This is a genomic window from Streptomyces sp. NPDC033966 (genome assembly GCF_055575955.1).
Genome location: NZ_JBVIRQ010000004.1, coordinates 242,747 through 265,179, shown reverse-complemented (window position 1 = coordinate 265,179; position 22,433 = coordinate 242,747). Strand labels below are relative to the sequence as shown.

The window sequence follows — 22,433 nt, the reverse complement described above, 5'->3', positions numbered from 1 at the left end:
CGCACTCCGCGACCGGCCTCAGCAACACGGCCTGGTCGCCCATGGACGGTCGCCCCGCCCAGCAGGGCATGTACGACCCCCGCAACGAGAAGGACGCCTGCGGCGTCGGATTCGTGGCGAACCTCACCGGCGAGGCCACCCACACCCTCGTTGAGCAGGCCCTGACCGTCCTGCGGAACCTCGAGCACCGCGGCGCCACCGGCTCCGAGCCGGACTCCGGCGACGGCGCGGGCATCCTGTCCCAGGTGCCGGACGCCTTCCTCCGCGAGGTCGCGGGCTTCGACCTCCCCGAGGCCGGCGCGTACGCCGTCGGCATCGCCTTCCTCCCCGCCGACGGCACCGCACAGGCCGTCGCCGTGGAGCAGATCGAGGCCATCGCCGCCGAGGAGAACCTCACGGTCCTCGGCTGGCGCGAGGTCCCGGTCACCCCCGACCTGCTCGGCAACGGCGCGCGCACCACGATGCCCGCCTTCTCCCAGCTGTTCGTGTCCGGGGGAGGCAGCACCGGCATCGAGCTGGACCGCAAGGCCTTCGTCCTGCGCAAGCGCGCCGAGCGCGAGGCCGGCGTCTACTTCCCGTCGCTCTCCGCCCGCACCATCGTCTACAAGGGCATGCTGACCACCGGCCAGCTGGAGCCCTTCTTCCCGGACCTCTCCGACCGCCGCTTCGCCTCGGCGCTCGCCCTGGTCCACTCCCGGTTCTCGACGAACACCTTCCCGTCCTGGCCGCTCGCCCACCCGTACCGCTTCGTCGCGCACAACGGCGAGATCAACACGGTCAAGGGCAACCGGAACTGGATGAAGGCCCGCGAGTCCCAGCTGGCCACCTCCGCCTTCGGCGAGGGCGCCCTGGACCGCATCTTCCCGATCTGCACCCCGGACGCCTCCGACTCGGCCTCCTTCGACGAGGTCCTGGAGCTGCTCCACCTCGGTGGCCGCTCCCTGCCGCACAGCGTGCTGATGATGATCCCGGAGGCGTGGGAGAACCACACCTCCATGGACCCGGACCGCCGCGCGTTCTACCAGTACCACTCCACGATGATGGAGCCCTGGGACGGCCCGGCCTGCGTCACCTTCACCGACGGCACCCAGGTCGGCGCGGTCCTCGACCGCAACGGCCTGCGCCCCGGCCGCTACTGGGTCACCGACGACGGCCTCGTCGTCCTCGGCTCCGAGGTCGGCGTCCTCGACATCGACCCGTCCAAGGTCGTCCGCAAGGGCCGCCTCCAGCCCGGCAAGATGTTCCTCGTCGACACCGCGCAGAAGCGCATCGTCGAGGACGACGAGATCAAGGACGAGCTGGCCTCCGCCGCCCCCTACGCGGAGTGGCTGGAGACCGGCGAGATCGAGCTGACGGACCTGCCCGAGCGCGAGCACATCGTGCACACCCACGCCTCGGTCACCCGCCGCCAGCAGACCTTCGGCTACACCGAGGAAGAGCTGCGCGTCATCCTCGCGCCCATGGCCCGCACCGGCGGCGAAGCCCTCGGCTCCATGGGCACGGACTCGCCCATCGCGGCCCTGTCCGAGCGCCCGCGCCTGCTCTTCGACTACTTCACCCAGCTCTTCGCGCAGGTCACCAACCCGCCGCTGGACGCCATCCGCGAGGAGCTCGTCACCTCGCTGCTGTCCTCGATCGGCCCGCAGTCCAACCTGCTGGAGCCGACCGCCGCGTCCTGCCGCAGCGTCACCCTGCCCTTCCCGGTGATCGACAACGACGAGCTCGCCAAGCTCATCCACATCAACGCCGACGGCGACATGGCGGGCATGAAGGCCGCCACCCTGTCGGGCCTCTACCGGGTCTCCGGCGGCGGCGAGGCCCTCGCCGCCCGGATCGAGGAGATCCGCGCCGAGGCCGACGCCGCCATCGCGGCCGGCGCCCGCCTGATCGTCCTCTCGGACCGCCACTCGGACGCCGAGCACGCGCCGATCCCGTCGCTGCTGCTCACCGCCGCCGTGCACCACCACCTCATCGCCACCAAGCAGCGCACCCAGGTGGGCCTGCTGGTCGAGGCCGGCGACGTCCGCGAGGTCCACCACGTCGCCCTGCTCATCGGCTACGGCGCCGCGGCCGTCAACCCGTACCTGGCCATGGAGTCCGTCGAGGACCTGCTGCGCGCCGGCACCTTCCTCTCGGACATCGAGCCCGAGCAGGCCATCAAGAACCTGATCTACGCCCTCGGCAAGGGCGTCCTGAAGGTCATGTCCAAGATGGGCATCTCCACCGTCGCCTCCTACCGCGGCGCCCAGGTCTTCGAGGCCGTCGGCCTGGACGAGGAGTTCGTCAGCACGTACTTCGCGGGCACCGCCACCAAGATCGGCGGCGCCGGCCTGGACGTCGTCGCCAAGGAGGTGGCCGCCCGCCACGCCAAGGCGTACCCCGTCTCCGGCATCGCGGCCACGCACCGCGCGCTGGAGATCGGCGGCGAGTACCAGTGGCGCCGCGAGGGCGAGCCGCACCTGTTCGACCCGGAGACGGTCTTCCGCCTCCAGCACGCGACCCGCAACCGCCGGTACGACATCTTCCGCAAGTACACGGACCGCGTGAACGAGCAGTCCGAGCGCCTGATGACGCTCCGCGGCCTGTTCGGCTTCAAGTCGGACCGCCCGTCGATCTCCATCGACGAGGTCGAGCCGGTCTCCGAGATCGTCAAGCGCTTCTCCACCGGCGCCATGTCGTACGGCTCCATCTCCAAGGAGGCGCACGAGACCCTCGCCATCGCCATGAACCAGCTGGGCGCCAAGTCCAACACCGGTGAGGGCGGCGAGGACCCGGACCGCCTGTACGACCCGGCGCGCCGCTCCTCCATCAAGCAGGTCGCCTCCGGCCGCTTCGGTGTCACGAGCGAGTACCTGGTCAACGCGGACGACATCCAGATCAAGATGGCGCAGGGCGCCAAGCCCGGCGAGGGCGGCCAGCTGCCCGGCCACAAGGTCTACCCGTGGGTCGCCAAGACGCGTCACTCGACGCCCGGCGTCGGCCTGATCTCCCCGCCGCCGCACCACGACATCTACTCCATCGAGGACCTGGCCCAGCTGATCCACGACCTCAAGAACGCCAACCCGGTCGCCCGCATCCACGTGAAGCTGGTCTCCGAGGTCGGCGTCGGTACGGTCGCGGCCGGTGTGTCCAAGGCCCACGCGGACGTCGTCCTGATCTCCGGCCACGACGGCGGTACGGGCGCCTCCCCGCTCACCTCGCTCAAGCACGCGGGCGGCCCCTGGGAGCTCGGCCTCGCCGAGACCCAGCAGACCCTGCTGCTCAACGGGCTGCGCGACCGCATCGTGGTCCAGACGGACGGCCAGCTCAAGACCGGCCGCGACGTGGTCATCGCCGCGCTGCTCGGCGCCGAGGAGTTCGGTTTCGCGACCGCGCCGCTCGTCGTCTCCGGCTGCGTCATGATGCGCGTCTGCCACCTGGACACCTGTCCCGTCGGCATCGCCACCCAGAACCCGGTCCTGCGCGACCGCTTCTCCGGCAAGCCCGAGTTCGTCGTCAACTTCTTCGAGTTCATCGCGGAGGAGGTGCGCGAGCTCCTCGCCGAGCTGGGCTTCCGCACGATCGAGGAGGCCGTCGGCCACGCCGAGTTCCTCGACACCAGCAAGGCCGTCACGCACTGGAAGGCCCAGGGCCTCGACCTCGAGCCCCTCTTCTACGTGCCCGAGCTGCCCGAGGGCGCGGTCCGCCACGCCCTGATCGAGCAGGACCACGGTCTGGAGAAGGCCCTCGACAACGAGCTCATCGAGCTCGCCGCCGACGCGCTGAACGCCGACTCCGCCGAGACGGCCCAGCCGGTCCGCGCCCAGGTCGCGATCCGCAACATCAACCGGACCGTCGGCACGATGCTCGGCCACCACGTCACCAAGAAGTTCGGCGGCGCGGGCCTGCCCGACAACACGATCGACCTGACCTTCACCGGTTCGGCCGGCCAGTCCTTCGGCGCCTTCCTGCCGAGCGGTGTCACCCTGCGCCTGGAGGGCGACGCCAACGACTACGTCGGCAAGGGCCTCTCCGGCGGCCGCGTCGTGGTCCGCCCGGACCGCGCCGCCGACCACCTCGCCGAGTACTCCGTCATCGCCGGCAACACCATCGGCTACGGAGCCACCGGCGGCGAGATGTTCCTGCGCGGCCGCACCGGCGAGCGCTTCTGCGTCCGCAACTCCGGCGCCCTGGTCGTCTCGGAGGGCGTGGGCGACCACGGCTGCGAGTACATGACCGGCGGTACGGCGGTCGTCCTCGGCGAGACGGGCCGCAACTTCGCGGCCGGCATGTCGGGCGGCGTCGCGTACGTCATCGACCTCGACCCGCGCCAGGTCAACGCCGGCAACGCGGAGGCCGTAGAGGCCCCCTCGGACGCCGACAAGCAGTGGCTGCACGATGTGGTGCGCCGCCACGAGGAGGAGACCGGCTCGACCGTGGCCGCGAAGCTCCTGGCTGACTGGGACGCCGCCGCGGCCCGCTTCAGCAAGATCATCCCGACCACGTACAAGGCAGTGCTCGCCGCCAAGGACGCCGCTGAGCTGGCCGGACTCTCCGAGTCCGAGACCACCGAGAAGATGATGGAGGCGGCGACCAATGGCTGACCCGAAGGGCTTCCTCACCACCCCGCGCGAGACCGCCTGCACCCGTCCCGTGGCCGAACGCCTCAAGGACTGGAACGAGGTCTACGTCCCGGGCTCGCTGCTCCCGATCATCAGCAAGCAGGCCGGCCGCTGCATGGACTGCGGCATCCCGTTCTGCCACAACGGCTGCCCGCTCGGGAACCTGATCCCGGAGTGGAACGACTACGCGTACCGCGAGGACTGGTCGGCCGCGTCGGAGCGCCTCCACGCCACGAACAACTTCCCGGAGTTCACCGGGCGGCTGTGCCCGGCCCCGTGCGAGTCGGCGTGCGTCCTCGGCATCAACCAGCCGGCCGTCACGATCAAGAACGTCGAAGTCTCGATCATCGACCAGGCCTGGGACAACGGCGACGTCACCCCGCAGGCGCCGGAGCGCCTGTCCGGCAAGACCGTGGCCGTCATCGGCTCCGGCCCGGCCGGCCTGGCCGCCGCCCAGCAGCTGACGCGGGCCGGCCACACCGTGGTGGTGTACGAGCGCGCCGACCGCATCGGCGGGCTGCTGCGCTACGGCATCCCCGAGTTCAAGATGGAGAAGGTGCACATCAACCGCCGCATCGAGCAGATGCGCGCGGAGGGCACCAAGTTCCGCACCGGCATCGAGGTCGGCCGCGACATCACGGCGACGGACCTGCGCAAGCGCTTCGACGCGGTCGTCGTCGCGGCGGGCGCCACCGTCTCCCGCGACCTGCCCGTCCCGGGCCGCGACCTCAAGGGCATCCACTTCGCGATGGAGTACCTGCCCCTCGCGAACAAGGTCCAGGAGGGTGACTTCCTGGCCCCGCCGATCACCGCCGAGGGCAAGCACGTCGTCGTCATCGGCGGCGGCGACACCGGCGCGGACTGCGTGGGCACCGCCCACCGCCAGGGTGCCCTCTCGGTCACCCAGCTGGAGATCATGCCGCGTCCGTCGGAGGACCGCCCGGAGTCCATGCCGTGGCCGACCTTCCCGATGCTGTACAAGGTCACCTCGGCCCACGAGGAGGGCGGCGAGCGGATCTACTCCGTCTCCACCACCCACTTCGAGGGCGACGAGGACGGCAACGTCCAGGCCCTGCACCTGGTCGAGGTCTCCTTCGAGGGCGGCAAGCTGGTCCAGAAGCCCGGCACCGAGCGGGTCCTCCCGGCCCAGCTGGTCACCCTGGCGATGGGCTTCACCGGCACCGACCAGGCCAACGGTCTGGTCGAGCAGTTCGGCGTGAACCTGGACGAGCGGGGCAACATCGCCCGCGACGCCTCGTACGCCACCAACGCCGACGGCGTCTTCGTCGCCGGTGACGCGGGCCGCGGCCAGTCGCTGATCGTGTGGGCCATCGCGGAGGGCCGCTCGGCCGCCCGCGGCGTGGACCGCTACCTGACCGGCACCAGCGCCCTCCCGTACCCGGTCAAGCCGACGGACCGCTCGCTGATGGTGTAACCCAGCAGTACCCCCGCCCTCCGGGGCGGGACCCCTCATACGGTCCGCACAACGACGTGCGGAACTCTGACACCGCGCCCGCCATGTCCCCGACCAGGGATGGCGGGCGCGGTGGCGTTCGGTAGTCGCATGATTGCGTTTAGTTGATCCGTCAGATTGGCGGGGGCTACGCTTTTCGCAAGCGACAGGACTGCGGACGCGGGGAGTTGGCTCATGGCCAAGCCGAAGGACGAGGACGGGGCGCAGACGCCCGAGGAGTTCGCCCGTGAGGAGCTGCGTCGGCACCGGGAGGCGGCTGGGCTGACCCAGGAGGGTCTGGGCGAGAAGATCTTCACGAGTGGGTCTTACGTCGGGCAGATGGAGTGCGGTACGCGGCGGTTGCGACCGGAACTCGCAGTCCTGATCGACAAAGAGCTCGGCACTGGTGACTACTTCGTCCGGTTGGCGAAGGCGTTCAAATCCAAGCACGTTGAGTACTTCGCCGCTGTGGCCGAGCTGGAAGTTCTGGCAACGGGCATCTACGACTATGCCTCCACGTTGGTTCCGGGGCTGCTTCAGACGGCGGACTACGCCCGGGCCGTGGTGCGGGCCGCTAACCCCACAGCTCTGAATGAGTACGTTGAGGGCCTGGTGGAAGCCCGCGTGGATCGCGCGCGACTCCTGGACAATCCGGTGAATCCCGAAATGTGGATCGTTGTGCATGAGGCCGTGCTGCGGACTTGCGTGGGTGGGCGGGCCGTGATGGCAGCGCAGCTGCGGCATATCCGCTCGTACGTCCGCGCCCACCGGGTGACGGTTCAGGTGGTGCCATTCTCGGCCGGTGCCCATGGTGCCCTCGGCTCACTGGTGAGGATCATGCAGTTCGCCGAAGCGCCTGATGTGGCCTACACGGAGGGACCCTACGCGGGTCAGCTGCTCGACTATCCGGCCCTGGTCCGGCGCTACTGGAAGTCATACGATCTCGCCAGGGCCGCTGCGCTGTCACCGGAGGTGTCCCTGACCTTGATCGAGTCGGTGGCAGAGGAGTACGCGGCATGCGTGCAGACGTGAACGGCCTGTCCTGGCGGAAGTCCTCGTACAGCAATGGGGACGGCGGTGAGTGCGTCGAGGTGTCCGGTGACGTCCCGGGCTTGATCCCTGTGCGCGACAGCAAGCTGGCGGGCACGGGCCCGGTAATCGCCTTCCCGGCAGCGGCCTGGTCCTCCTTCATCCAGGACGTGAAGCGCCGAGGCTGATCTCGTACCGCAGCTGCTGTCGCCCGGCGGGCATGACCATCACGTCAGCCTGGATCGCCCGGTCCGCCGAGTCGTACGTGGTGCGGGCGAGCTGGAGCACCGTCTCCACGACCCGCACGCCGACGTGCCCCAGGGCTGCCGGCAGGGTCACGGCGCCGCCGCGGATCCTGGCGGTTCCGGCCGGCGCAGTGCCCGCGGCGATCTCGGCCCCACGCTACGGCACGGCACGGGCTACTCCGGCTGGACGACCGTGGCGCCCCAGCGTATGGACTGGGAGGTGGCCGTCACGGCGGCGCCGAAGCCGCCGGACAGGCCGGTGCCGAGGGGGACCGTGATGCGGGCCGGGGTGTCCTGCGGGCAGGCCAGGGTGAAGGGGGCCGGGTTGCGGTCGGGGTGGTTGTCGAGGACGAAGGACACCTCGATGCTGCCGCCGCCCTCGCAGGCGAACGTGGTGAAGGTGTCCAGCGACGGTGACAGGCCGCCCGAGACGAAACCGCCGTCGCCGATCTGTTCCGGTACCCAGATCAGGCCGTCGGGTCCCGGGTGGCCGATCAGTTCCTCCGCCGCCGATGCCTGTCCTACCCCCGTGCCCAGTGCGAGTACCGCCGTGACCGCTGCGACCGTGAGCGCCTTGCGTGTCATGTCTTCCCCTTGAGTGTCGAGTGTCGACGAGCTGACCGTTCCCACGGTAAGTGCCGCCACTGACAACGCTCCTGGGGCCGGGGGACGGCCCCGGCCGCCCCGTGCCTCAGCCGGCGGGCTCCTCGCGCGGCGGCTCGTCGTCGTTGCCGCGGCGGAGCACCCGCATCCCGCGTGCGGGGGTCCACGAGCGGATCACCAGCTCGTCGCCTTCCACGGTGGTGTGCACCACCTCGGTCAGGTCGGCGTGGAAGACGTGGAAGGGGTGCGCCGGGGCGTCGGTCTCCTCCGCGTACCGGTGCAGCTCCGGCGGCTCCACGACCTCCACCGCCCGCCCCGAGATCCGCACGTCCCCGTCGGGCATGCTGTCGCCCCCGCCCGGGTTGGTGTGCAGCGCGAAGCGCGGGTCGCGCTGGAGGTCACGGGCCTTCATCGAGCCCGGCATCATGCCGAGCCACAGCTCCCCGCCACGGAAGTCGACGTTGAGCCCGGCCACCCGGGGCGAGCCGTCCTTGCGCAGGGTGGCCAGGACGTGGTGCGGGAACTGCGAGAAGCGGGCCCGTACGGCCGCCGCGAAGTCCGGTTCCGCCTTCTCGAACGCTGCCCAGTTGTTCGTCGTCATGCGTCCATCAAACCGTGCCCCGGCGACCGTGGCGGGTCAGACGCGCATGGTGCCTGCGGAGCGGGTGGCCGCTGTCCTACGGGCGGTTGCCGGGGTCCTCGGAGGCGGCGCGGGCCGCCTCCAGCGCGTCGATGTCCTCCAGCATGGCGGCCGCGAGGTCCCGCTCGGAGGTGTAGTACCGCTCGGCCCACTTGAGGGTCAGGGTGGGGTACGCCCAGGCCGCCTCGTCCTGGGCGCCCTCGGCGTCGGCCTCCGCGCCGCGGCGCATGCTCTCCGCGAACTCCTGGTGCCGGAGCAGCACTTCCCGCATCTGCTCCGGCTCCAGCAGGTGGCCCAGCCACAGCCGCAGCATCGGCCCGTGCTTGAGCACCGGCGGGTCGACCGGCGCCTCGCGCGCCCAGGTCCGTACGGCGGTCATGCCCGCGTCGGTGATCCGGTACACGCGCTTGTCGCGGGTGCCGGTGTCCTGGGCGACCATCCGCGAGGAGGCGTAGCCGGCCTTCTCCAGCCGCTTGAGCTCGCTGTAGATCTGGCTGAAGGACGGGCTCCAGTAGAAGAAGCGCAGCGACCGGTCCGACCACTTCTTCAGGTCGTAGCCGGAGAGTTCCTCGCCGAAGGAGAGCAGCCCGAGGACCGCCCAGCCGGTCGCGGGGAGGGTGCGCGGTTTCGTCCCCGCCGACGTGTCGTCTGCCGTCTCGGCCGTCTCGTCTACCACGCAGCGCAGTCTACGACCGGTCCCGCCGCACCCTTTCCCCTATCGGGTATGCCTGCTAGAAGTATTTCTGTTAGGGATAACCGAGAAACGGCCCCGGCTGGAGGGACCCCGTGACGTTCTCGATGCGCTCCGAAGCCCAACTCGTCGCCCCCACCCCCGAACGCGACCTCGCGCCCGTGCGCGATCGGGCGGCCTGAGATGGTCTCCCTGGAGGGCAAGGTCGTGCTCATCACCGGCGCCGCACGCGGCCAGGGCGCCGCCGAGGCCCGGCTGTGCGCCGAGGCCGGCGCGCGGGTCGTCGTCACCGACCTCCGTGAGGAGGAGGGCCGGGCGGTCGCCGCCGGGCTGGGCGGCCAGGGCCTGTACGTACGCCACGACGTGGCCGACGCCGGCAGCTGGGCCGGGGTGGTGCGCGAGGCGGTGGCCGCCTTCGGGACGGTCTCCGCCCTGGTCAACAACGCCGCCCTGTGGCGCACCGCGCACGTCGAGGAGCAGAGCGAGGAGGGCTTCGAGGAACTGCTGCGGGTCAACCTGCTCGGGCCCTTCCTCGGCATCCGGGCACTGGCCCCGGTGCTGCGCGCCGGCGGGGGCGGCTCCGTCGTCAACATCTCCTCCACCGCCGGACTGGTCGGCATCCCCGGCCACGCGGCGTACGGGTCCGCCAAGTTCGGGCTGCGCGGGCTGACCCGGTCGGCGGCGCTGGACCTGGCCCCGGACGGGATCCGGGTCAACTCGGTGCACCCCGGGGCCATCGACACCCCGATGGTGGCCGACGCCGTCGCGGGGCGGGACTGGTCGCACGTGCCGCTGGGGCGGATGGGCCGGCCCGGGGAGGTCGGGGAACTGGTGCTGTTCCTGTGCTCGGACGCCTCCTCGTACATCACGGGCGCGGAGTTCGCGGTCGACGGGGGGATGACGGCGCGATGACGCGGGACGAGCTGTCAGGGGCCGCGCGGCGACTGTGCGACGTGATGGCCGCCGGCTTCCCCGGGCCCGGGGACGTGGCCGCCCTGCGGGCCGCGGTGGCCGCCGGGGCCCCGGCGCGCCCGGCGGGGCCGGAGGTGGCCTCGGTGTACGACACCACCGCGGGCGGGGTGCCGGTGCGGGTGTACGACCCCGCGCCCGGGGCGGCGGGCCGGCCGCTGGCGGTGTACCTCCACGGCGGCGGGTGGGTGATGTGCGGCCCGGACACCCATGACGCCCTGTGCCGCACCCTGGCCTCGGCCTCCGGGGCGGTGGTCGTTTCCGCCGACTACCGGCTCGCCCCGGAACACCCCTGGCCGGCGGCGGCCGATGACGCGCTGGCCGTGCTGCTGTGGGCGCGGGCCGAGGCGGTCCGGCTCGGCTGCGACCCGGGCCGGGTGGTGGTGGCGGGGGACTCCAGCGGGGGCAACCTGGCGGCGGTCACCGCGCTGCGGGCCCCCGGACTGGTCGCCGGGCAGCTGCTGGCGTACCCGCCGCTGGACGCCTCGATGGGCTCCGAGTCGGTGGCGGCGTACGGGCGGGGGTACTTCCACACCGCCGCGCACATGGCCTGGTACTGGGACCAGTACGGCGGCGACCCCGCCCACCCGCACGTCTCGCCGCTGCGGGCCGCCGAGGTGGCCGGGCTGCCGCGCACGCTGGTCCTCCTCGCGGACTGCGACCTGCTGCGCGACGAGGGGCTGGCGTACGCGCGCCGCCTGGCGCGGGCGGGGGTCGACTGCGAGGTCCGGCTCTACCCGGGGGTCTTCCACGGCTTCCTCGGCCTGCCCCTGCCGGCCGCGCGGACGGCGGTGACGGGAGCGGCGGCCTGGCTGGCGGCGACGCCCTGAAGGGTCGAGGGGGCGGGGCGGCCGGATTCGAACCGGCGTCCTCCCCTTCGCAAGGGGGTGCAACGACCTCTGTACCACGACCCCGCCCGTGCGGCCGATCGTACGGCCCCGCGACGGGGGGAGAGAGAAGGGCGGGGCGGCCGGATTCGAACCGGCGTCCTCCTCCATGCTGTGTAGGCGCACTACCTCTGTGCTACGACCCCGCTTGAGATGGATCTTAGACGACCCCCGGCGGGGTCCGCACCGGGATATCCCCGGCATGATGTGTCCATGCCTGCCTTCCTGCTGCGCGCCCTGCTGCTCCTCGCCGTGGAGTCCGGGGCCGCCGCGCTGCTGCGCGATGCCGGGACGCCGTGGATCCCCGTGCTGCTGGCGGTGTTCGTGGCCGGCTCGGCCGTACCGCACGGAACCGAGGCGGAGTTCGCCGGCCGCTTCCTGGTCGCGCTGACCGCGGTCGGGGCCGCCCGGCTGGGGGCCACGGCCTGGGAGGGGCGCGGCCTGCCCGCGGCGGTGGGGCTCGGTGCGCTGCTGCTGTTCCAGACGGCGGTCCTGATGCGGCTGTCCCTGCGCGGGCGGCGCCGCTCAGCGCGCCGGACCTGAGGGCCGCGGGGCTCCGGTGTACCGGTGCAGTCTCACGGTCGGCGGGCCGGCCGCGTCCGGGTAGGCCAGTGAGCCCAGATAGGGCAGGGGGAGCGCCAGGTCGACGGCCCGCCAGTGGGCCGGCACGCCCGGTACGGCCGTGCGGACCCGCACCGGTCCCGGATCGGCGGGCCGGGTCTCCAGTGCCGACAGGTCGGCGACGATGCCCGTGCCCACGCCCTTGAGCACGGCCTCCTTGCGGGTCCAGCAGCGCAGGAAGGCCCGGTTGCGCTCCCCGGCGTCGGCGATCGCGCCGACGTGGCCGCGCTCGGCCGGCGTCAGTGCCTTGGCGGCCATCTCCGGTGACCACGCCCGGCGGCGCCCGTGCTCCACGTCGACCCCGACCGGGTGCCCGGCGACGGCCAGCAGGCCGCAGCCCCGGGTGTGGGAGATGCTGATCCACAGGTCGTTGCGGGGGTGACGGACGTACGGGGGACCGTGCCCGGCGTCGGCGCACTCGGGACACGGCCGGCGGCCGAACTCGACCTGCTCCGGCGGGACGTCGAGCAGTGCGCCCAGCACCGTGCGGACGGCCGCCCGGGAGGCGGTGAAGTCGGGCCGGCGGTCGGCCGGCCGCCTGGCGGCAGCCGCGAGCTCGGCGGCGGTGAGCGGGCCCGGGTCGCCCGGGCGGGAGACCTCCTCGGTGAGCCACCACCAGATCTCCGCGGCCGCCGGGCCGTCGGTGCCGCCGCGTGCGGGGTCGGGCCGCCGGAGTGCTGTGGTCCTGGTCACGTTCGCCGTTCTCCTCGGTGCCCGGCACTCGGCCGGGCGGGCCTGGTGACTGTAGGAGCCGGGGGAGCGGACTGCGGCGGCGCTGGCAGCAAGATGCCAGGAGGGGGCCGGGATGTGACCCTACGCACCGGTCAGTTCGCCGACCGCAGCCGTCCGGGCCCCCGTGCAGGCAGCTTCCTGTGAAGTGCGCCCGCACCGGAACCGGAATAACTCTCCAGTAATAAGAGCGGCATCGGGCCATTCCCGGAAATTCCCGCACCGGCGAGAAGTTCAACAATCACTCACCGTAGGGGCTCGGTTGACCGTCCGACTTCGAGCGGGATAGCCTCGCTGGGGGCGCGGCGCTGTGACGAGAAGGCGGGGGAAGTTGGGCAACGGAAAAACAGAGCCGCAGCCGATCACCCGGAAAAGAGCTCCGGTCGACGATGAAGTCAGCCGGGCACTTTTGCAGGTTCAGGGACTCATTGAGGCGGCCCAAAGCCGCCGCTCCCCGGCGGGTCCCGAGCATTCTGTCCGAATACTGGAACGCGACGAGGACGTCATCGGGGTTTCCGGTCGCCTGGCAGAGAACGCCCGGCGGGACGTGAGCGTCATCGTGCAGGCCGCCTCCTCCCGGGCGGGGGCGGTGGCGCTGGACCTGATGCGGTCCGCGTCCGGGGCGGGGCCGGCCGGCGGGGCGCGGGTCCGGTTGCTGTGCGCGCCCGCCGTCGTGCGCGCCGCGGCGTTCCGCGAAGCGCTGGCCGGCGCTGACGGATGCGTGGTCAGGGTCGCCGAATGCGCCCTCAACGAGGCCGTCGTGGTGGACGGTTCGGTGGCCGTGCTGTGGTCCGGGCCGCGCGGCGGCGACAAGGTCGTGTCCCTGGTCGAGGACCCCGCGCCGGTCACCGCGCTGACCGCCCTGTTCGCCGCGGTGTGGAACGGGGCGACGGTCTGGGAAGCCGGGACCAGCAGGGCCCGCAGCGAGACGGGGCAGCGGATCCTGGAGGCCCTGCGCGACGGCCGCACCGATGCGGCCGCGGCCCGCGAGCTCTCCATCCCGCTGCGTACGTACCGCCGCTACGTGGCGGAAATAATGCGCGAACTCGGGGCGGATTCGCGATTTCAGGCGGGGGTCTGTGCGGTGTGGTTCGGCTTGTTGAAGAAGGACGAATAGCGGCGGATGGCCGGGGCGGCGCCGACGGTGTCCCGGCCTTCGCGGTGAAACAAAAGCATTTTGGGGGAAATGTGATGGGTCAAGGGCGTGGCGAAATGCAGCGCGGCGAGGAATTCGATGGGGTGCTCGGCGATATACACGACCTTATAGACGAAGCGGTCTCGAAATACCGGGAGTGGTGCAACCGGAGCCCGATCGACACGCCCGTCGGGCCGGGCTGCAGCGGCATGCGGGAGGCCGCCCGGCACCTGGTCGCGCAGGCGCGGCACAGCGTGGACGTGGTCGTCGCCGCCGGCGGGGACAAGGCGGTGGAGGTGTGCACCGCGCTGTCCCACCTGCTGCGCGGGGAGCGGGCCGGGGTGAGGGCGCGCGTGCTGTGCACCCACGCGACGGTCGAGCAGGAGTCCTTCCGCGACTTCCTCAAGGCGGACCACCCCTTCGGCATACGGGTGGCGCCGATGCCGTACCTGGAGACGCTGGTGGTCGACGGCCAGGTGGCGCTCGTCCGCGCCGAGCGCACCGCCGACGCGGCGGTGATCCGCACCCCGGCCGTCCTGGAGCCCTTCCAGGCGCTGTTCGCGAGCGCCTGGCGGGGCGCGGCGCCCCCGGGCGGCGGCATCGGGCCGGCCAGCCCGCTGCGCAGCGACTTCACGGCCGGTGTCCTGCGGCAGCTGCACACGGGGAACACCGACGACACCGCGGCCCGCGAGCTCGGGGTGTCGGTGCGCACCTACCGCCGCTACGTCGCCGAGATCATGGAGGCGCTCGGGACGAAGTCCCGCTTCCAGGCCGGCGTGCGGGCCGCCGAGCACGGGCTGATCCGCCCGCCGGTCCCGTCCGCCCGCGGCGGCGAGCGGTGCGGTCTGACCGCTCCACCGCTGCGGCCAGGCGGGCAGCTAGCTGCCAATTCCGTTCTGCGCGGTGCGAATGCGCGCCGTATACCGGCCGGTATGACACCTTGCTGACAGTTCGCGGATGACATGTGGCCCGGCCGCTCCGGAGAAAACTACGGTGCATCCGGCGCGGCCGCCGCCGCGTTCGGGCGGCTCATTACCGACGGGCCCCCGAATCCGCCGACTTTTGGGGGAACGGCCGATGAGCGAGTTGTCGACGGAGGGCCGGGAGGACCGCCTCGCCGAATTCCACGCACTGCGCGAACAGGTCCGGCAGGGCCCGGGTGAACAGGCGACCGCGGCGCAGCACGCCAGGGGAAAACTGACCGCCCGCGAACGCATCGACCTGCTGCTCGACGACGGCTCCTTCCACGAGGTGGAGCCGCTGCGCAGGCACCGGGCGACCGGCTTCGGGCTGGAGGACAGGAAGCCGCACACCGACGGAGTGGTCACCGGCTGGGGAACCGTGCACGGCCGCACGGTCTTCACCTACGCGCACGACTTCCGGATCTTCGGCGGGGCGCTGGGCGAGGCCCACGCCGAGAAGATCCACAAGATCATGGACATGGCCCTGACGGCCGGTGCCCCGCTGGTCTCCCTCAACGACGGTGCGGGCGCACGCATCCAGGAGGGCGTCTCGGCGCTGGCGGGCTACGGGGGCATCTTCCAGCGCAACACCAGGGCCTCGGGCGTCATCCCGCAGATCTCCGTCATGCTCGGCCCCTGTGCGGGCGGCGCCGCGTACTCCCCGGCGCTGACGGACTTCGTGTTCATGGTCCGCGAGACCTCGCAGATGTTCATCACCGGCCCGGACGTCGTCCGTGCCGTGACCGGCGAGGAGATCTCCCAGAACGGACTGGGCGGAGCCGACGTCCACTCGGCCGTCTCGGGCGTCTCCCACTTCGCCTACGACGACGAACGCTCCTGCCTGGAGGACGTCCGCTTCCTGCTGTCGCTGCTGCCGCAGAACAACCAGGAGAACCCGCCGCACCTCCCCGGGGGCGACCCGGCCGGCCGGCGCTGCGAGGCGCTCGCGGAGCTGGTCCCCGCCGACGGCAACCGCCCCTACGACATGCGGCGGGTGATCGCGGAGATCGTCGACGACGGCGAGTTCCTGGAGGTCCACGAGCTGTGGGCGACGAACGTGCTGTGCGTGCTGGCCCGCGTCGACGGGCACGTCACCGGCATCGTCGCCAGCCAGCCGCAGTCGCTGGCCGGCGTCCTCGACATCGACGCCAGCGACAAGGCCGGCCGGTTCGTGCAGCTCTGCGACGCCTTCAACATCCCGCTGGTCACCCTGCTCGACGTACCCGGCTTCCTGCCGGGCGTCGACCAGGAGCACGGCGGGATCATCCGGCACGGCGCCAAACTGCTGTACTCCTACTGCGCCGCGACGGTGCCGCGCGTCCAGGTCATCCTGCGCAAGGCCTACGGCGGCGCGTACATCGTCATGGACTCCCGCTCCATAGGTGCCGACCTCTCCTTCGCGTGGCCCACCAACGAGATCGCCGTGATGGGTGCCGAGGGCGCCGCGAACGTCATCTTCCGCCGGGAGATCAACGCCGCGGCCGACCCCGAGGCGGTACGGGCCCAGCGGATCAAGGAGTACCGGACCGAGCTGATGCACCCGTACTACGCGGCCGAACGCGGCCTCGTCGACGACGTGATCGACCCCGCCGACACCCGTTCCGTCCTCGCTGCCTCCCTCGCGATGCTCCGCACCAAGTACGCCGAACTGCCGGGCCGCAAGCACGGCAATCCGCCGATGTGACGGGGGGACGGTCCACGATGCACCCGCACACCCACGGCGAACCGCTGTTCCGCGTCACCCGGGGAGCGCCCGCCGCCGAGGAGCTCGCCGCGCTCGCCGCGGTCCTCCTCGCGCGGGCCGCGGCCACCGCGGCGGACGCCGGCGCCGGCCTGCCGCCCGCCCGCCCCCGGGGGCCCCACCGCGGCGGCCGCCACATCCCGCCCGGCGCCTGGCGGCGCTCCGCCTGAACGGTTCGCGTCCGGCCGGAAAATGCCATCCGAGCGGCCCTCCGGACGCTCCGGAAAGCGCGCTGGCAGCTAACTGACACGAGCCTTCTGCACCGCCCGGCCGACTGAATAGAGTCGAAACCGACGCGGAAATAGATCGCGCATTCTTTACGAACTCCCACCAATCTCCGTCAGGAATGAGGGACCACTGTGTCCGCTACGACCGAAGAGCGCCGCGAGACCATCAAGGACATCGTCTGCGACATCCTCGAGATCGACCCCGAGGACGTGACCGACACCAGCCTCTTCAAGGAGGACCACGACGCGGACTCGCTGCGCGCGATCGAAATCCTCGCCTCCTTGGAGAAGGAATTCAACGTCGTCATCAACCAGACCGAACTCGGCCGGATGGTGAACCTCGACGGCGTATACGAAGTCGTCGCGGAAGCCGCCGACTGGAAGTAGGACCGGGCGGCGCCGTGCGCACGTACGCAGCACCTCACGGACACCGCACCGCACGGACGCACCACCTTGGGAACGGCCGGCTGCCCCGGCCCTCGAGACAACGGGATGAACATGTCTGATGTACCGGCGAACAGGGTGGTCATCACCGGGCTCGGTGCGGTCTCCAGCATCGGGCTGGGCGCCGCCGAGTTCCTCTCCGGACTGCGTTCGGGCCGTAGCGCCGCAAAACCGATCACGGCATTCGACACCGACGGCTTCGACCACGCCAACGGCTGCGAGATCACCGACTTCGACCCGGCCCGCTGGATCCGCAACCTGGAGCCCGAAACGCTCGGCCGGGCCAGCCAGTTCTCGGTGACCGCGGCCCGGATGGCGACCGAGGACGCGGCGCTGCCGGAGGACCACCTGCGCGCCGGACGCGTCCTCATCTCGATCGGCACCACCGACGGCGAATCCCGCGACCTCGACCAGCTCGTCGAGACCGAGGTCCGCGAGGGCCCCGAGCGGATGGACCCCACGGTCACCGCCCGGGTGCCCGCCGGCCGCCTCTCGGCGGCCATCGCCCACGAGTTCGGGCTCAGCCGCGTCGAGGCCGTCACCCTCCCCACCGCCTGCGCGGCCGGGAACTACGCCATCGGCTACGGCTTCGACGCCGTCCGCACCGGGGAGGCCGACTACGCCCTCGTCGGCGGTGCCGACGCCCTGTGCCGCAAGACCTTCACCGGCTTCTACCGGCTCGGCACCATCGCCCCCGAGCTGTGCCGGCCCTTCGACGTGGACCGCAAGGGCATCCTCACCGGCGAGGGGGCGGGCGTCCTGCTGCTGGAGACCCTGGAGTCCGCACGGGCGCGCGGCGCCCGGATCTACGCGGAGGTGCTCGGGTACGGGCTGAACTGCGACGCCCACCACCCGGTCGCCCCCGACCAGGACAGCGTCGCGCAGTGCATGCGGCTCGCGCTGGACGGAGCCGGGGTCTCGGCCGGGGACGTGGACTTCATCTCCGCCCACGGCACCGGCACCAAGGCCAACGACGTCACCGAAGCCCGGGCCATCCGGCAGGTGTTCGGCGACCGCCCCCCGAAGACCGTCTCGATCAAGTCGATGCTCGGCCACAGCATGGGCGCGGCCAGCGCCCTGGCCTCCATCGGCTGCGCGCTCGCCCTGACCGAGGGGTTCATCCCGCCCACGATCAACCACGTCGAGACCGACCCCGAATGCGCCGTGGACTGCGTACCCAACCACGCCGTCGAGGCCGACCTGCGCGTCGTGCAGAACAACGGGCTGGCCTTCGGCGGCAACAACTCCGTAGTGATCTTCGGCAAGTACGAGGAGTCCGTCGCATGACCGCACGTCCCGCACCGGCCGGAGCGGCCGTCCCCGACCTCGTCTTCACCGGACTGGGCGCGGTGGCGAGCATCGGCAACGGCGTCGACGAGGTGTTCGAGGCCCTCTGCGCGGGCCGCACCGGCCGGGCCCCGCTCCGCGGCTTCGACCCCGCCGGCTTCCGAGCCCGGCACGCCTACGAGATCGACGACCGGCCCGCCCCCGGAACCGACGAGCCCGCCCGCGCCACCCGCTGGCTGCTCGCCGCCATCGCCGAGGCCGCCCGGGACGCCGGACTCGGAGAGGACCTGTCCGACGTACCGATCCTGGTCGGCACCGGGCTGCGCGAACTGCGCTCGGCGGAACTGCGCTGGCGGGACGGGGCCGACTTCGACATGGCCGGCCTGCACTTCGGCACGGCCCTGCGCGAACGCTTCGGCGCCCACCGGACCTACACCTTCTCCAACGCCTGCTCCGCCTCCCTGTACGCGCTCGCCATGGGCGGCGACCTGCTCGCCGAAGGTGCGGCCGGCACCGGCGACACCGTCATCGTCGCGGGCGTGGACACCCTCACCGAGAGCATGTACGGGCTGCTCGACCGGGTCCACATGGAAGCCCCCGACACACTGCGGCCCTTCGACCGCGACCGCAAGGGCGTCCTCATGGGCGAGGGCGCGGCCGCCGTGGTCCTGCGGCGCGCGGGCACGGACGGCGGACGCCGCGACCCGGCCCCCTCGGGCCGGCCGGTACGAGGCCGGCTCCGCTCCGTCCACGTCAACTGCGACGGCTACCACGTCACCGCCCCCGACCGCGACGGCATCGCCGAGGCCGTCCGCGGCGCCCACCGCGACGCCGGCGTGAAACCGAAGGACATCGGCCTGGTGATGCTGCACGGCACCGGCACCCTGCTCAACGACGAGGCCGAGGCGGCCGCCATCGGCGACGTCTTCGGCCCCGACACGGCCACCCCCCTGATGACGGCGGTGAAGTCGATGACCGGGCACACCTCGGGCGGCTCCGGCCTGCTCAGCCTGATCGTCGCCCTCAAGGCCCTCGAATCGGGGCGGATCCCGCCCGTCATCGGGCTGCGCGAGCCGATCGACGAGGCGGCCGGCTTCCGCCTCGTACGGGACCGGGCCGCGACCGCCCGCCCCTCCCTGGCCCAGATCGACGCCTTCGGCTTCGGCGGCGTCAACGCGGTCGCCATCGTGGAGAGGGCAGCACTGTGACCACCAGCACCGCGACCACCACCAGCACCACGGGCAGAGACACCGCGGGCCACAGTCCCGAGGACAGCTGCCCCCCGGACGCCGAAGCGATCCTGGTGACCGGCATCGGCACCGCCCTGCCCGGCATCACCGACGCCGGCGGCCTGCTCGCGGCCGACCTCCCGGCCGGAGCCGCCCCCGTCGACCCGGGCGCCCTGATCGGGCGCCGGGGCCTGCGCTACAAGGACCGCGCCTCACAGCTCGCCCTGTGCGCCGCCCAGGAAGGCCTGCGCGACGCCGGCCTGCTCGGGGACGGCACACCGGAGCTCCCCGGCGGCTCCACCGCCGTCGTCGTCAGCTCCAACCTGGGCAACCTCGACACCGTCTGCGAGGTCGCCGACGGCATCAAGGAACACGGCGTCGCCGGAATCAGCCCCATGGGGCTGCCCAACGCGTCGAGCAACGTCGTCGCCTCCTCCGTCGCCATCCGGCACGGCCTGCGCGGCCCCAACGTGATGGTCTGCAACGGCCCCACCTCCGGACTCGACGCCGTCCACTGGGCCGCCGTGCTGATCCGCGCGGGCCGCGCGGACCGGGCCCTGGTCATCGGCGTCGAAACCCACAACCGCTACGTCGAGGGCCTCCTCGGACGGCCCGCCGGCGAACTCCTGGACGGAGCCGCCGCCCTGGTCCTGGAGCGGTCCTCCGCCGCCGCCGCGCGCGGCGCCGAAGCCCTCGCCGTACTCGGCGGCTACGCCCGGGAAGCCGACGTCGAAGCCTGCCTGGAACGGCTCCTGGACACCCCCCGGGGGCCGCTGCGCCCCGGCCTGTGGCTCGTCCCCGAGGGCTACACCGGCGAACCCGGGGCCCTGCGCGGCGGCGACGTCCCGCGCCACGACCTCACCCGTACCCTCGGCGCCGCCTCCGGAGCGCTCGGCGTGCTCCAGTGCGCGGCCGCCGCCGCCCGGCTCGCCCGCCCGGACGCCCCCGCCGGCCCCGTACTGGCCAGCTCCGGCACCGACACCGACGACGCCTGCGCGGCCCTGCTGCTCACCGCCGTCCCCGGCAGCGCGTGAGCCCGGCCCCCGAGCCGGTGACGGTCGCGCTGCGCCGGGCCGGCCGCGCCCCCGGCGCTCGGCGGATCCTGCTGCTGCACGGACTCGCCGGCGGCGCCGGGGTCTGGGACGCCTACCTGGAGCAGACCGCCGGCTCCCCCGACGAGGTGTGGACCGCCGAACTGCCCTGGCGGGCCGAAACGGTGCCCGGCTGGACCGGCCGGGCACCCGCCCACTGGGCGGAGCGGGCCATCGGCCTGGTACCCGGCGGCCCGGACGTCGTGATCGCCCACTCGTTCGGCGCCAACGCCCTGCTCGCGCACCTCGCCGCGCGGGACCCGGCCGCCCCCGCCCCCGCCGGGAGCGGCCCGCCGGGACCCCGGGCCGTGGTCCTGGTGTCGCCGTTCTACCGGCCGGACCCGGAAGGGTTCGACTGGGAGGCGATCTCCTACTACCTGAACGACTTCGACCGGATCCTCGCCGACGGCCTGCGGGTCCGCTCCGGCGGCCGGATACCGGACGCGACCCGCCGGGACATGGCGCTCAAGGTCCGCGACCGCATCGGCCCGTACGGCTGGGTGAGCTTCTTCGACACCTACCTGCGGACCCCCGCCCTGCGCACCGAACGGCTGACGATGCCCTGCCTGATCGTCGGCGGCGAGGGGGACTTCGCGTCCTTCCCCGCCGACAGCCGCGCCCTGTGCGCGGCCCTGCCCCGCGCCGAGGCCGAGATCCTGCCCGACTGCGGCCACTTCGCGATGACCGAGCGGGCACCGGAGTTCGCCCTCCGCACCGAGGAGTTCCTCCGGACCGCCGGGTGACGGGCCGATCCCCCCGCACCGCACCAACCGCCGACAAGGAAGCGAACGACATGAGCAACCCGACCGCAACGGCCGTCACGTACCTGTTGGAGAGCGCCACCACGCTGCGCCTGCGCCCCCGCTTCGAGGGCTCCAACATCAACACCTGGATCGGCTTCAAGCACGTCAACTACCTCGTCGAGGAAGCCGTCCTGGAGCACTTCCGCAGCGCCGGACTGCCCTCCCGCGAGCTGTTCGAGGAGCACGGCCTCGGTCTCGACGTCGTCGACCTCGACACCCGCATCCTGCACGCCTTCCACCAGGACGACGAGGCCCGCGCCGTCGTCGTGCCCGCCACGAAGGACGGCGACACCCGCTTCGGCTTCTCCGTCACCCTCTACGTCGAGCGCGACGGCCGCGAGCTGAAGGCCGTCACCTCGAAGGTGAAGGTCTCCCTGCGCGCCGACGACTACCTCGCGCCGCTCGCCCACCCCGAGGAGCTGAGCCGCTTCGCCACCCCGCGACTGGGCGGAACCGGGGAGCGCTCCGCGCACCACGGCACGCCGGCCGCCCCGGCCCCCACCACGGCCCTGTCCGCCGGCCGCGGCACCACCGGCGCGGACCCGGTCCTGGAGCAGCTCCTCGCCGGGGAGAACGCCTTCGGCTGGAAGTGGCGGATCCCCTACCCGTACTGCCACTTCAACGAGCGCCTCGCCCTGTCCGGCTACCTGCGCCAGATCGAGGAGGTCGTCGACCTGTTCCTCGCCGACCGCGGGATCTCCATCAAGACCCTGCTGGACGACCGCCGCTGGATCCCGGTCGTGCCCCGCTCGCAGGTCCGCTTCCTCGACGAGGCCCTGATGGAGGAGGACCTGTACACGGTCTTCACCGTCGAGGAGGTCTTCAAGGACTTCACCTACACGGCCCGCACCGACTTCTACGTGGTGCGCGAAGGCCGCCTCGTGCAGACCGCCACCGGCCGCATCACCCACGGCTACGCCGTCTTCGAGAACCGCCGCGACTGGAGCCTGGTCGGCTTCGACGAGCGTGTCGTCAAGGCGCTGGGCGAGGTACCCGCCGCCGTCTGACCGGCCGCACCGGCCACCGACCACCACGTCCCCCCCGCA

Annotated in this window: 23 protein-coding genes and 2 tRNA genes; 17 read left to right on the top strand and 8 right to left on the bottom strand. The window is 72.3% G+C overall.

The features are described from left to right. Positions 1 to 41 precede the first annotated feature (41 nt). The 4 genes from gltB to ACZ518_RS13470 all read left to right on the top strand — a co-directional run bounded on the left by gltB (position 42) and on the right by ACZ518_RS13470 (position 7,271). Positions 42 to 4,583 (top strand): glutamate synthase large subunit, encoded by a 4,542-nt coding sequence (gene gltB / locus ACZ518_RS13485; RefSeq protein WP_469113473.1) that lies wholly within the window; start codon positions 42 to 44, stop codon positions 4,581 to 4,583. Beyond that, complete coding sequence (locus ACZ518_RS13480) at positions 4,576 to 6,036, top strand: glutamate synthase subunit beta (protein ID WP_469113185.1); 1,461 nt, start codon at positions 4,576 to 4,578, stop codon at positions 6,034 to 6,036. The genes gltB and ACZ518_RS13480 overlap by 8 nt, the downstream gene beginning before the upstream one ends. A gap of 213 nt (positions 6,037 to 6,249) precedes the next feature. After that, entirely contained in the window at positions 6,250 to 7,086 is an 837-nt protein-coding gene (locus ACZ518_RS13475; RefSeq protein ID WP_469113184.1) for a helix-turn-helix domain-containing protein, read from the top strand. Then, positions 7,071 to 7,271 carry a DUF397 domain-containing protein gene (locus ACZ518_RS13470; RefSeq protein WP_469113183.1) on the top strand — a complete coding sequence of 67 codons (201 nt, stop codon included), beginning with the start codon at positions 7,071 to 7,073 and terminating at the stop codon, positions 7,269 to 7,271. Before ACZ518_RS13475 ends, ACZ518_RS13470 begins: the two co-directional genes overlap by 16 nt. Here ACZ518_RS13470 and ACZ518_RS13465 read toward each other — a convergent pair. The 4 genes from ACZ518_RS13465 to ACZ518_RS13450 all read right to left on the bottom strand — a co-directional run bounded on the left by ACZ518_RS13465 (position 7,243) and on the right by ACZ518_RS13450 (position 9,247). Continuing rightward, positions 7,243 to 7,422, bottom strand: coding sequence for a hypothetical protein (locus tag ACZ518_RS13465; protein ID WP_469113182.1), 180 nt, complete (start codon positions 7,420 to 7,422; stop codon positions 7,243 to 7,245). The genes ACZ518_RS13470 and ACZ518_RS13465 overlap by 29 nt on opposite strands. Before the next feature lie 80 nt (positions 7,423 to 7,502). Further along, entirely contained in the window at positions 7,503 to 7,913 is a 411-nt protein-coding gene (locus ACZ518_RS13460; RefSeq protein WP_469113181.1) for a hypothetical protein, read from the bottom strand. A 106-nt stretch (positions 7,914 to 8,019) separates the two neighbouring features. After that, positions 8,020 to 8,532: a pyridoxamine 5'-phosphate oxidase family protein gene (locus tag ACZ518_RS13455; protein ID WP_469113180.1), complete on the bottom strand. Its 513-nt coding sequence runs from the start codon at positions 8,530 to 8,532 to the stop codon at positions 8,020 to 8,022. Between the two features lie 76 nt (positions 8,533 to 8,608). Next, the gene (locus ACZ518_RS13450) at positions 8,609 to 9,247 is read right to left on the bottom strand and encodes a PadR family transcriptional regulator (protein WP_469113179.1); all 639 of its coding nucleotides are present in this window, start codon (positions 9,245 to 9,247) and stop codon (positions 8,609 to 8,611) included. A gap of 198 nt (positions 9,248 to 9,445) precedes the next feature. Here ACZ518_RS13450 and ACZ518_RS13445 point away from each other — a divergent pair, with 198 nt between their 5' ends. Further along, positions 9,446 to 10,174: an SDR family NAD(P)-dependent oxidoreductase gene (locus tag ACZ518_RS13445; protein WP_469113178.1), complete on the top strand. Its 729-nt coding sequence runs from the start codon at positions 9,446 to 9,448 to the stop codon at positions 10,172 to 10,174. After that, positions 10,171 to 11,061: an alpha/beta hydrolase gene (locus ACZ518_RS13440; RefSeq protein ID WP_469113177.1), complete on the top strand. Its 891-nt coding sequence runs from the start codon at positions 10,171 to 10,173 to the stop codon at positions 11,059 to 11,061. Before ACZ518_RS13445 ends, ACZ518_RS13440 begins: the two co-directional genes overlap by 4 nt. A gap of 11 nt (positions 11,062 to 11,072) precedes the next feature. On the opposite strand, the gene ACZ518_RS13435 is transcribed toward ACZ518_RS13440, so the two are convergent. Together ACZ518_RS13435 and ACZ518_RS13430 are read right to left on the bottom strand one after the other, a co-directional pair. Then, positions 11,073 to 11,147: transfer RNA gene (locus ACZ518_RS13435), tRNA-Arg, on the bottom strand. Between the two features lie 44 nt (positions 11,148 to 11,191). Beyond that, positions 11,192 to 11,266, bottom strand: a tRNA-Ala gene (locus tag ACZ518_RS13430). Positions 11,267 to 11,331: 65 nt separating this feature from the next. Here ACZ518_RS13430 and ACZ518_RS13425 point away from each other — a divergent pair. Continuing rightward, a complete protein-coding gene (locus ACZ518_RS13425) occupies positions 11,332 to 11,661 on the top strand; it encodes a hypothetical protein (protein ID WP_469113176.1) in 330 nt (109 codons plus the stop codon). On the opposite strand, the gene ACZ518_RS13420 is transcribed toward ACZ518_RS13425, so the two are convergent. Beyond that, positions 11,644 to 12,432 (bottom strand): 4'-phosphopantetheinyl transferase family protein, encoded by a 789-nt coding sequence (locus ACZ518_RS13420; RefSeq protein WP_469113175.1) that lies wholly within the window; start codon positions 12,430 to 12,432, stop codon positions 11,644 to 11,646. The two genes, ACZ518_RS13425 and ACZ518_RS13420, sit on opposite strands and share 18 nt — an antisense overlap. A 583-nt stretch (positions 12,433 to 13,015) precedes the next feature. Here ACZ518_RS13420 and ACZ518_RS13415 point away from each other — a divergent pair. Continuing rightward, positions 13,016 to 13,585, top strand: coding sequence for a helix-turn-helix domain-containing protein (locus ACZ518_RS13415; protein WP_469113174.1), 570 nt, complete (start codon positions 13,016 to 13,018; stop codon positions 13,583 to 13,585). Here the strand turns inward: ACZ518_RS13415 and ACZ518_RS13410 are convergent. Next, positions 13,534 to 13,725 (bottom strand): hypothetical protein, encoded by a 192-nt coding sequence (locus ACZ518_RS13410; protein ID WP_469113173.1) that lies wholly within the window; start codon positions 13,723 to 13,725, stop codon positions 13,534 to 13,536. The genes ACZ518_RS13415 and ACZ518_RS13410 overlap by 52 nt on opposite strands. Before the next feature lie 87 nt (positions 13,726 to 13,812). On the opposite strand from ACZ518_RS13410, the gene ACZ518_RS13405 reads away from it, so the two are divergent. The 9 genes from ACZ518_RS13405 (at position 13,813) to ACZ518_RS13365 (ending at position 22,394) form a co-directional block, all read left to right on the top strand. Further along, positions 13,813 to 14,550 carry a LuxR family transcriptional regulator gene (locus ACZ518_RS13405; protein WP_469113172.1) on the top strand — a complete coding sequence of 246 codons (738 nt, stop codon included), beginning with the start codon at positions 13,813 to 13,815 and terminating at the stop codon, positions 14,548 to 14,550. Between the two features lie 130 nt (positions 14,551 to 14,680). Next, positions 14,681 to 16,249, top strand: a complete 1,569-nt coding sequence (locus tag ACZ518_RS13400; protein ID WP_469113171.1) for an acyl-CoA carboxylase subunit beta — start codon at positions 14,681 to 14,683, stop codon at positions 16,247 to 16,249. Positions 16,250 to 16,266: 17 nt separating this feature from the next. Continuing rightward, positions 16,267 to 16,476 (top strand): acyl-CoA carboxylase epsilon subunit, encoded by a 210-nt coding sequence (locus tag ACZ518_RS13395; protein ID WP_469113170.1) that lies wholly within the window; start codon positions 16,267 to 16,269, stop codon positions 16,474 to 16,476. A 189-nt stretch (positions 16,477 to 16,665) separates the two neighbouring features. Then, positions 16,666 to 16,920, top strand: coding sequence for an acyl carrier protein (locus tag ACZ518_RS13390; RefSeq protein WP_469113169.1), 255 nt, complete (start codon positions 16,666 to 16,668; stop codon positions 16,918 to 16,920). 111 nt (positions 16,921 to 17,031) lie between these two features. Then, complete coding sequence (locus tag ACZ518_RS13385) at positions 17,032 to 18,264, top strand: beta-ketoacyl-[acyl-carrier-protein] synthase family protein (protein ID WP_469113168.1); 1,233 nt, start codon at positions 17,032 to 17,034, stop codon at positions 18,262 to 18,264. Beyond that, on the top strand, positions 18,261 to 19,472 hold the full coding sequence (locus ACZ518_RS13380; RefSeq protein WP_469113167.1) for a beta-ketoacyl-[acyl-carrier-protein] synthase family protein: 1,212 nt from the start codon (positions 18,261 to 18,263) through the stop codon (positions 19,470 to 19,472). Before ACZ518_RS13385 ends, ACZ518_RS13380 begins: the two co-directional genes overlap by 4 nt. After that, complete coding sequence (locus tag ACZ518_RS13375) at positions 19,469 to 20,527, top strand: beta-ketoacyl synthase N-terminal-like domain-containing protein (RefSeq protein WP_469113166.1); 1,059 nt, start codon at positions 19,469 to 19,471, stop codon at positions 20,525 to 20,527. The genes ACZ518_RS13380 and ACZ518_RS13375 overlap by 4 nt, the downstream gene beginning before the upstream one ends. Continuing rightward, positions 20,524 to 21,327, top strand: a complete 804-nt coding sequence (locus tag ACZ518_RS13370) for an alpha/beta fold hydrolase (protein WP_469113165.1) — start codon at positions 20,524 to 20,526, stop codon at positions 21,325 to 21,327. The genes ACZ518_RS13375 and ACZ518_RS13370 overlap by 4 nt, the downstream gene beginning before the upstream one ends. A gap of 50 nt (positions 21,328 to 21,377) precedes the next feature. Further along, positions 21,378 to 22,394 carry a thioesterase family protein gene (locus ACZ518_RS13365; RefSeq protein ID WP_469113164.1) on the top strand — a complete coding sequence of 339 codons (1,017 nt, stop codon included), beginning with the start codon at positions 21,378 to 21,380 and terminating at the stop codon, positions 22,392 to 22,394. The last annotated feature ends 39 nt before the right edge of the window (positions 22,395 to 22,433 follow it).

Coding starts and splice junctions, on each gene's coding strand:
- ACZ518_RS13395 (WP_469113170.1), top strand. CDS start 16,267: ATGCACCCGCACACCCACGGCGAACCGCTGTTCCGCGTCACCCGGGGA.
- ACZ518_RS13405 (WP_469113172.1), top strand. CDS start 13,813: ATGCGGGAGGCCGCCCGGCACCTGGTCGCGCAGGCGCGGCACAGCGTG.
- gltB (WP_469113473.1), top strand. CDS start 42: ATGGACGGTCGCCCCGCCCAGCAGGGCATGTACGACCCCCGCAACGAG.
- ACZ518_RS13470 (WP_469113183.1), top strand. CDS start 7,071: ATGCGTGCAGACGTGAACGGCCTGTCCTGGCGGAAGTCCTCGTACAGC.
- ACZ518_RS13380 (WP_469113167.1), top strand. CDS start 18,261: ATGACCGCACGTCCCGCACCGGCCGGAGCGGCCGTCCCCGACCTCGTC.
- ACZ518_RS13480 (WP_469113185.1), top strand. CDS start 4,576: ATGGCTGACCCGAAGGGCTTCCTCACCACCCCGCGCGAGACCGCCTGC.
- ACZ518_RS13440 (WP_469113177.1), top strand. CDS start 10,171: ATGACGCGGGACGAGCTGTCAGGGGCCGCGCGGCGACTGTGCGACGTG.
- ACZ518_RS13460 (WP_469113181.1), bottom strand. CDS start 7,913: ATGACACGCAAGGCGCTCACGGTCGCAGCGGTCACGGCGGTACTCGCA.
- ACZ518_RS13385 (WP_469113168.1), top strand. CDS start 17,032: ATGTCTGATGTACCGGCGAACAGGGTGGTCATCACCGGGCTCGGTGCG.
- ACZ518_RS13445 (WP_469113178.1), top strand. CDS start 9,446: ATGGTCTCCCTGGAGGGCAAGGTCGTGCTCATCACCGGCGCCGCACGC.
- ACZ518_RS13425 (WP_469113176.1), top strand. CDS start 11,332: ATGCCTGCCTTCCTGCTGCGCGCCCTGCTGCTCCTCGCCGTGGAGTCC.
- ACZ518_RS13455 (WP_469113180.1), bottom strand. CDS start 8,532: ATGACGACGAACAACTGGGCAGCGTTCGAGAAGGCGGAACCGGACTTC.
- ACZ518_RS13365 (WP_469113164.1), top strand. CDS start 21,378: ATGAGCAACCCGACCGCAACGGCCGTCACGTACCTGTTGGAGAGCGCC.
- ACZ518_RS13400 (WP_469113171.1), top strand. CDS start 14,681: ATGAGCGAGTTGTCGACGGAGGGCCGGGAGGACCGCCTCGCCGAATTC.
- ACZ518_RS13475 (WP_469113184.1), top strand. CDS start 6,250: ATGGCCAAGCCGAAGGACGAGGACGGGGCGCAGACGCCCGAGGAGTTC.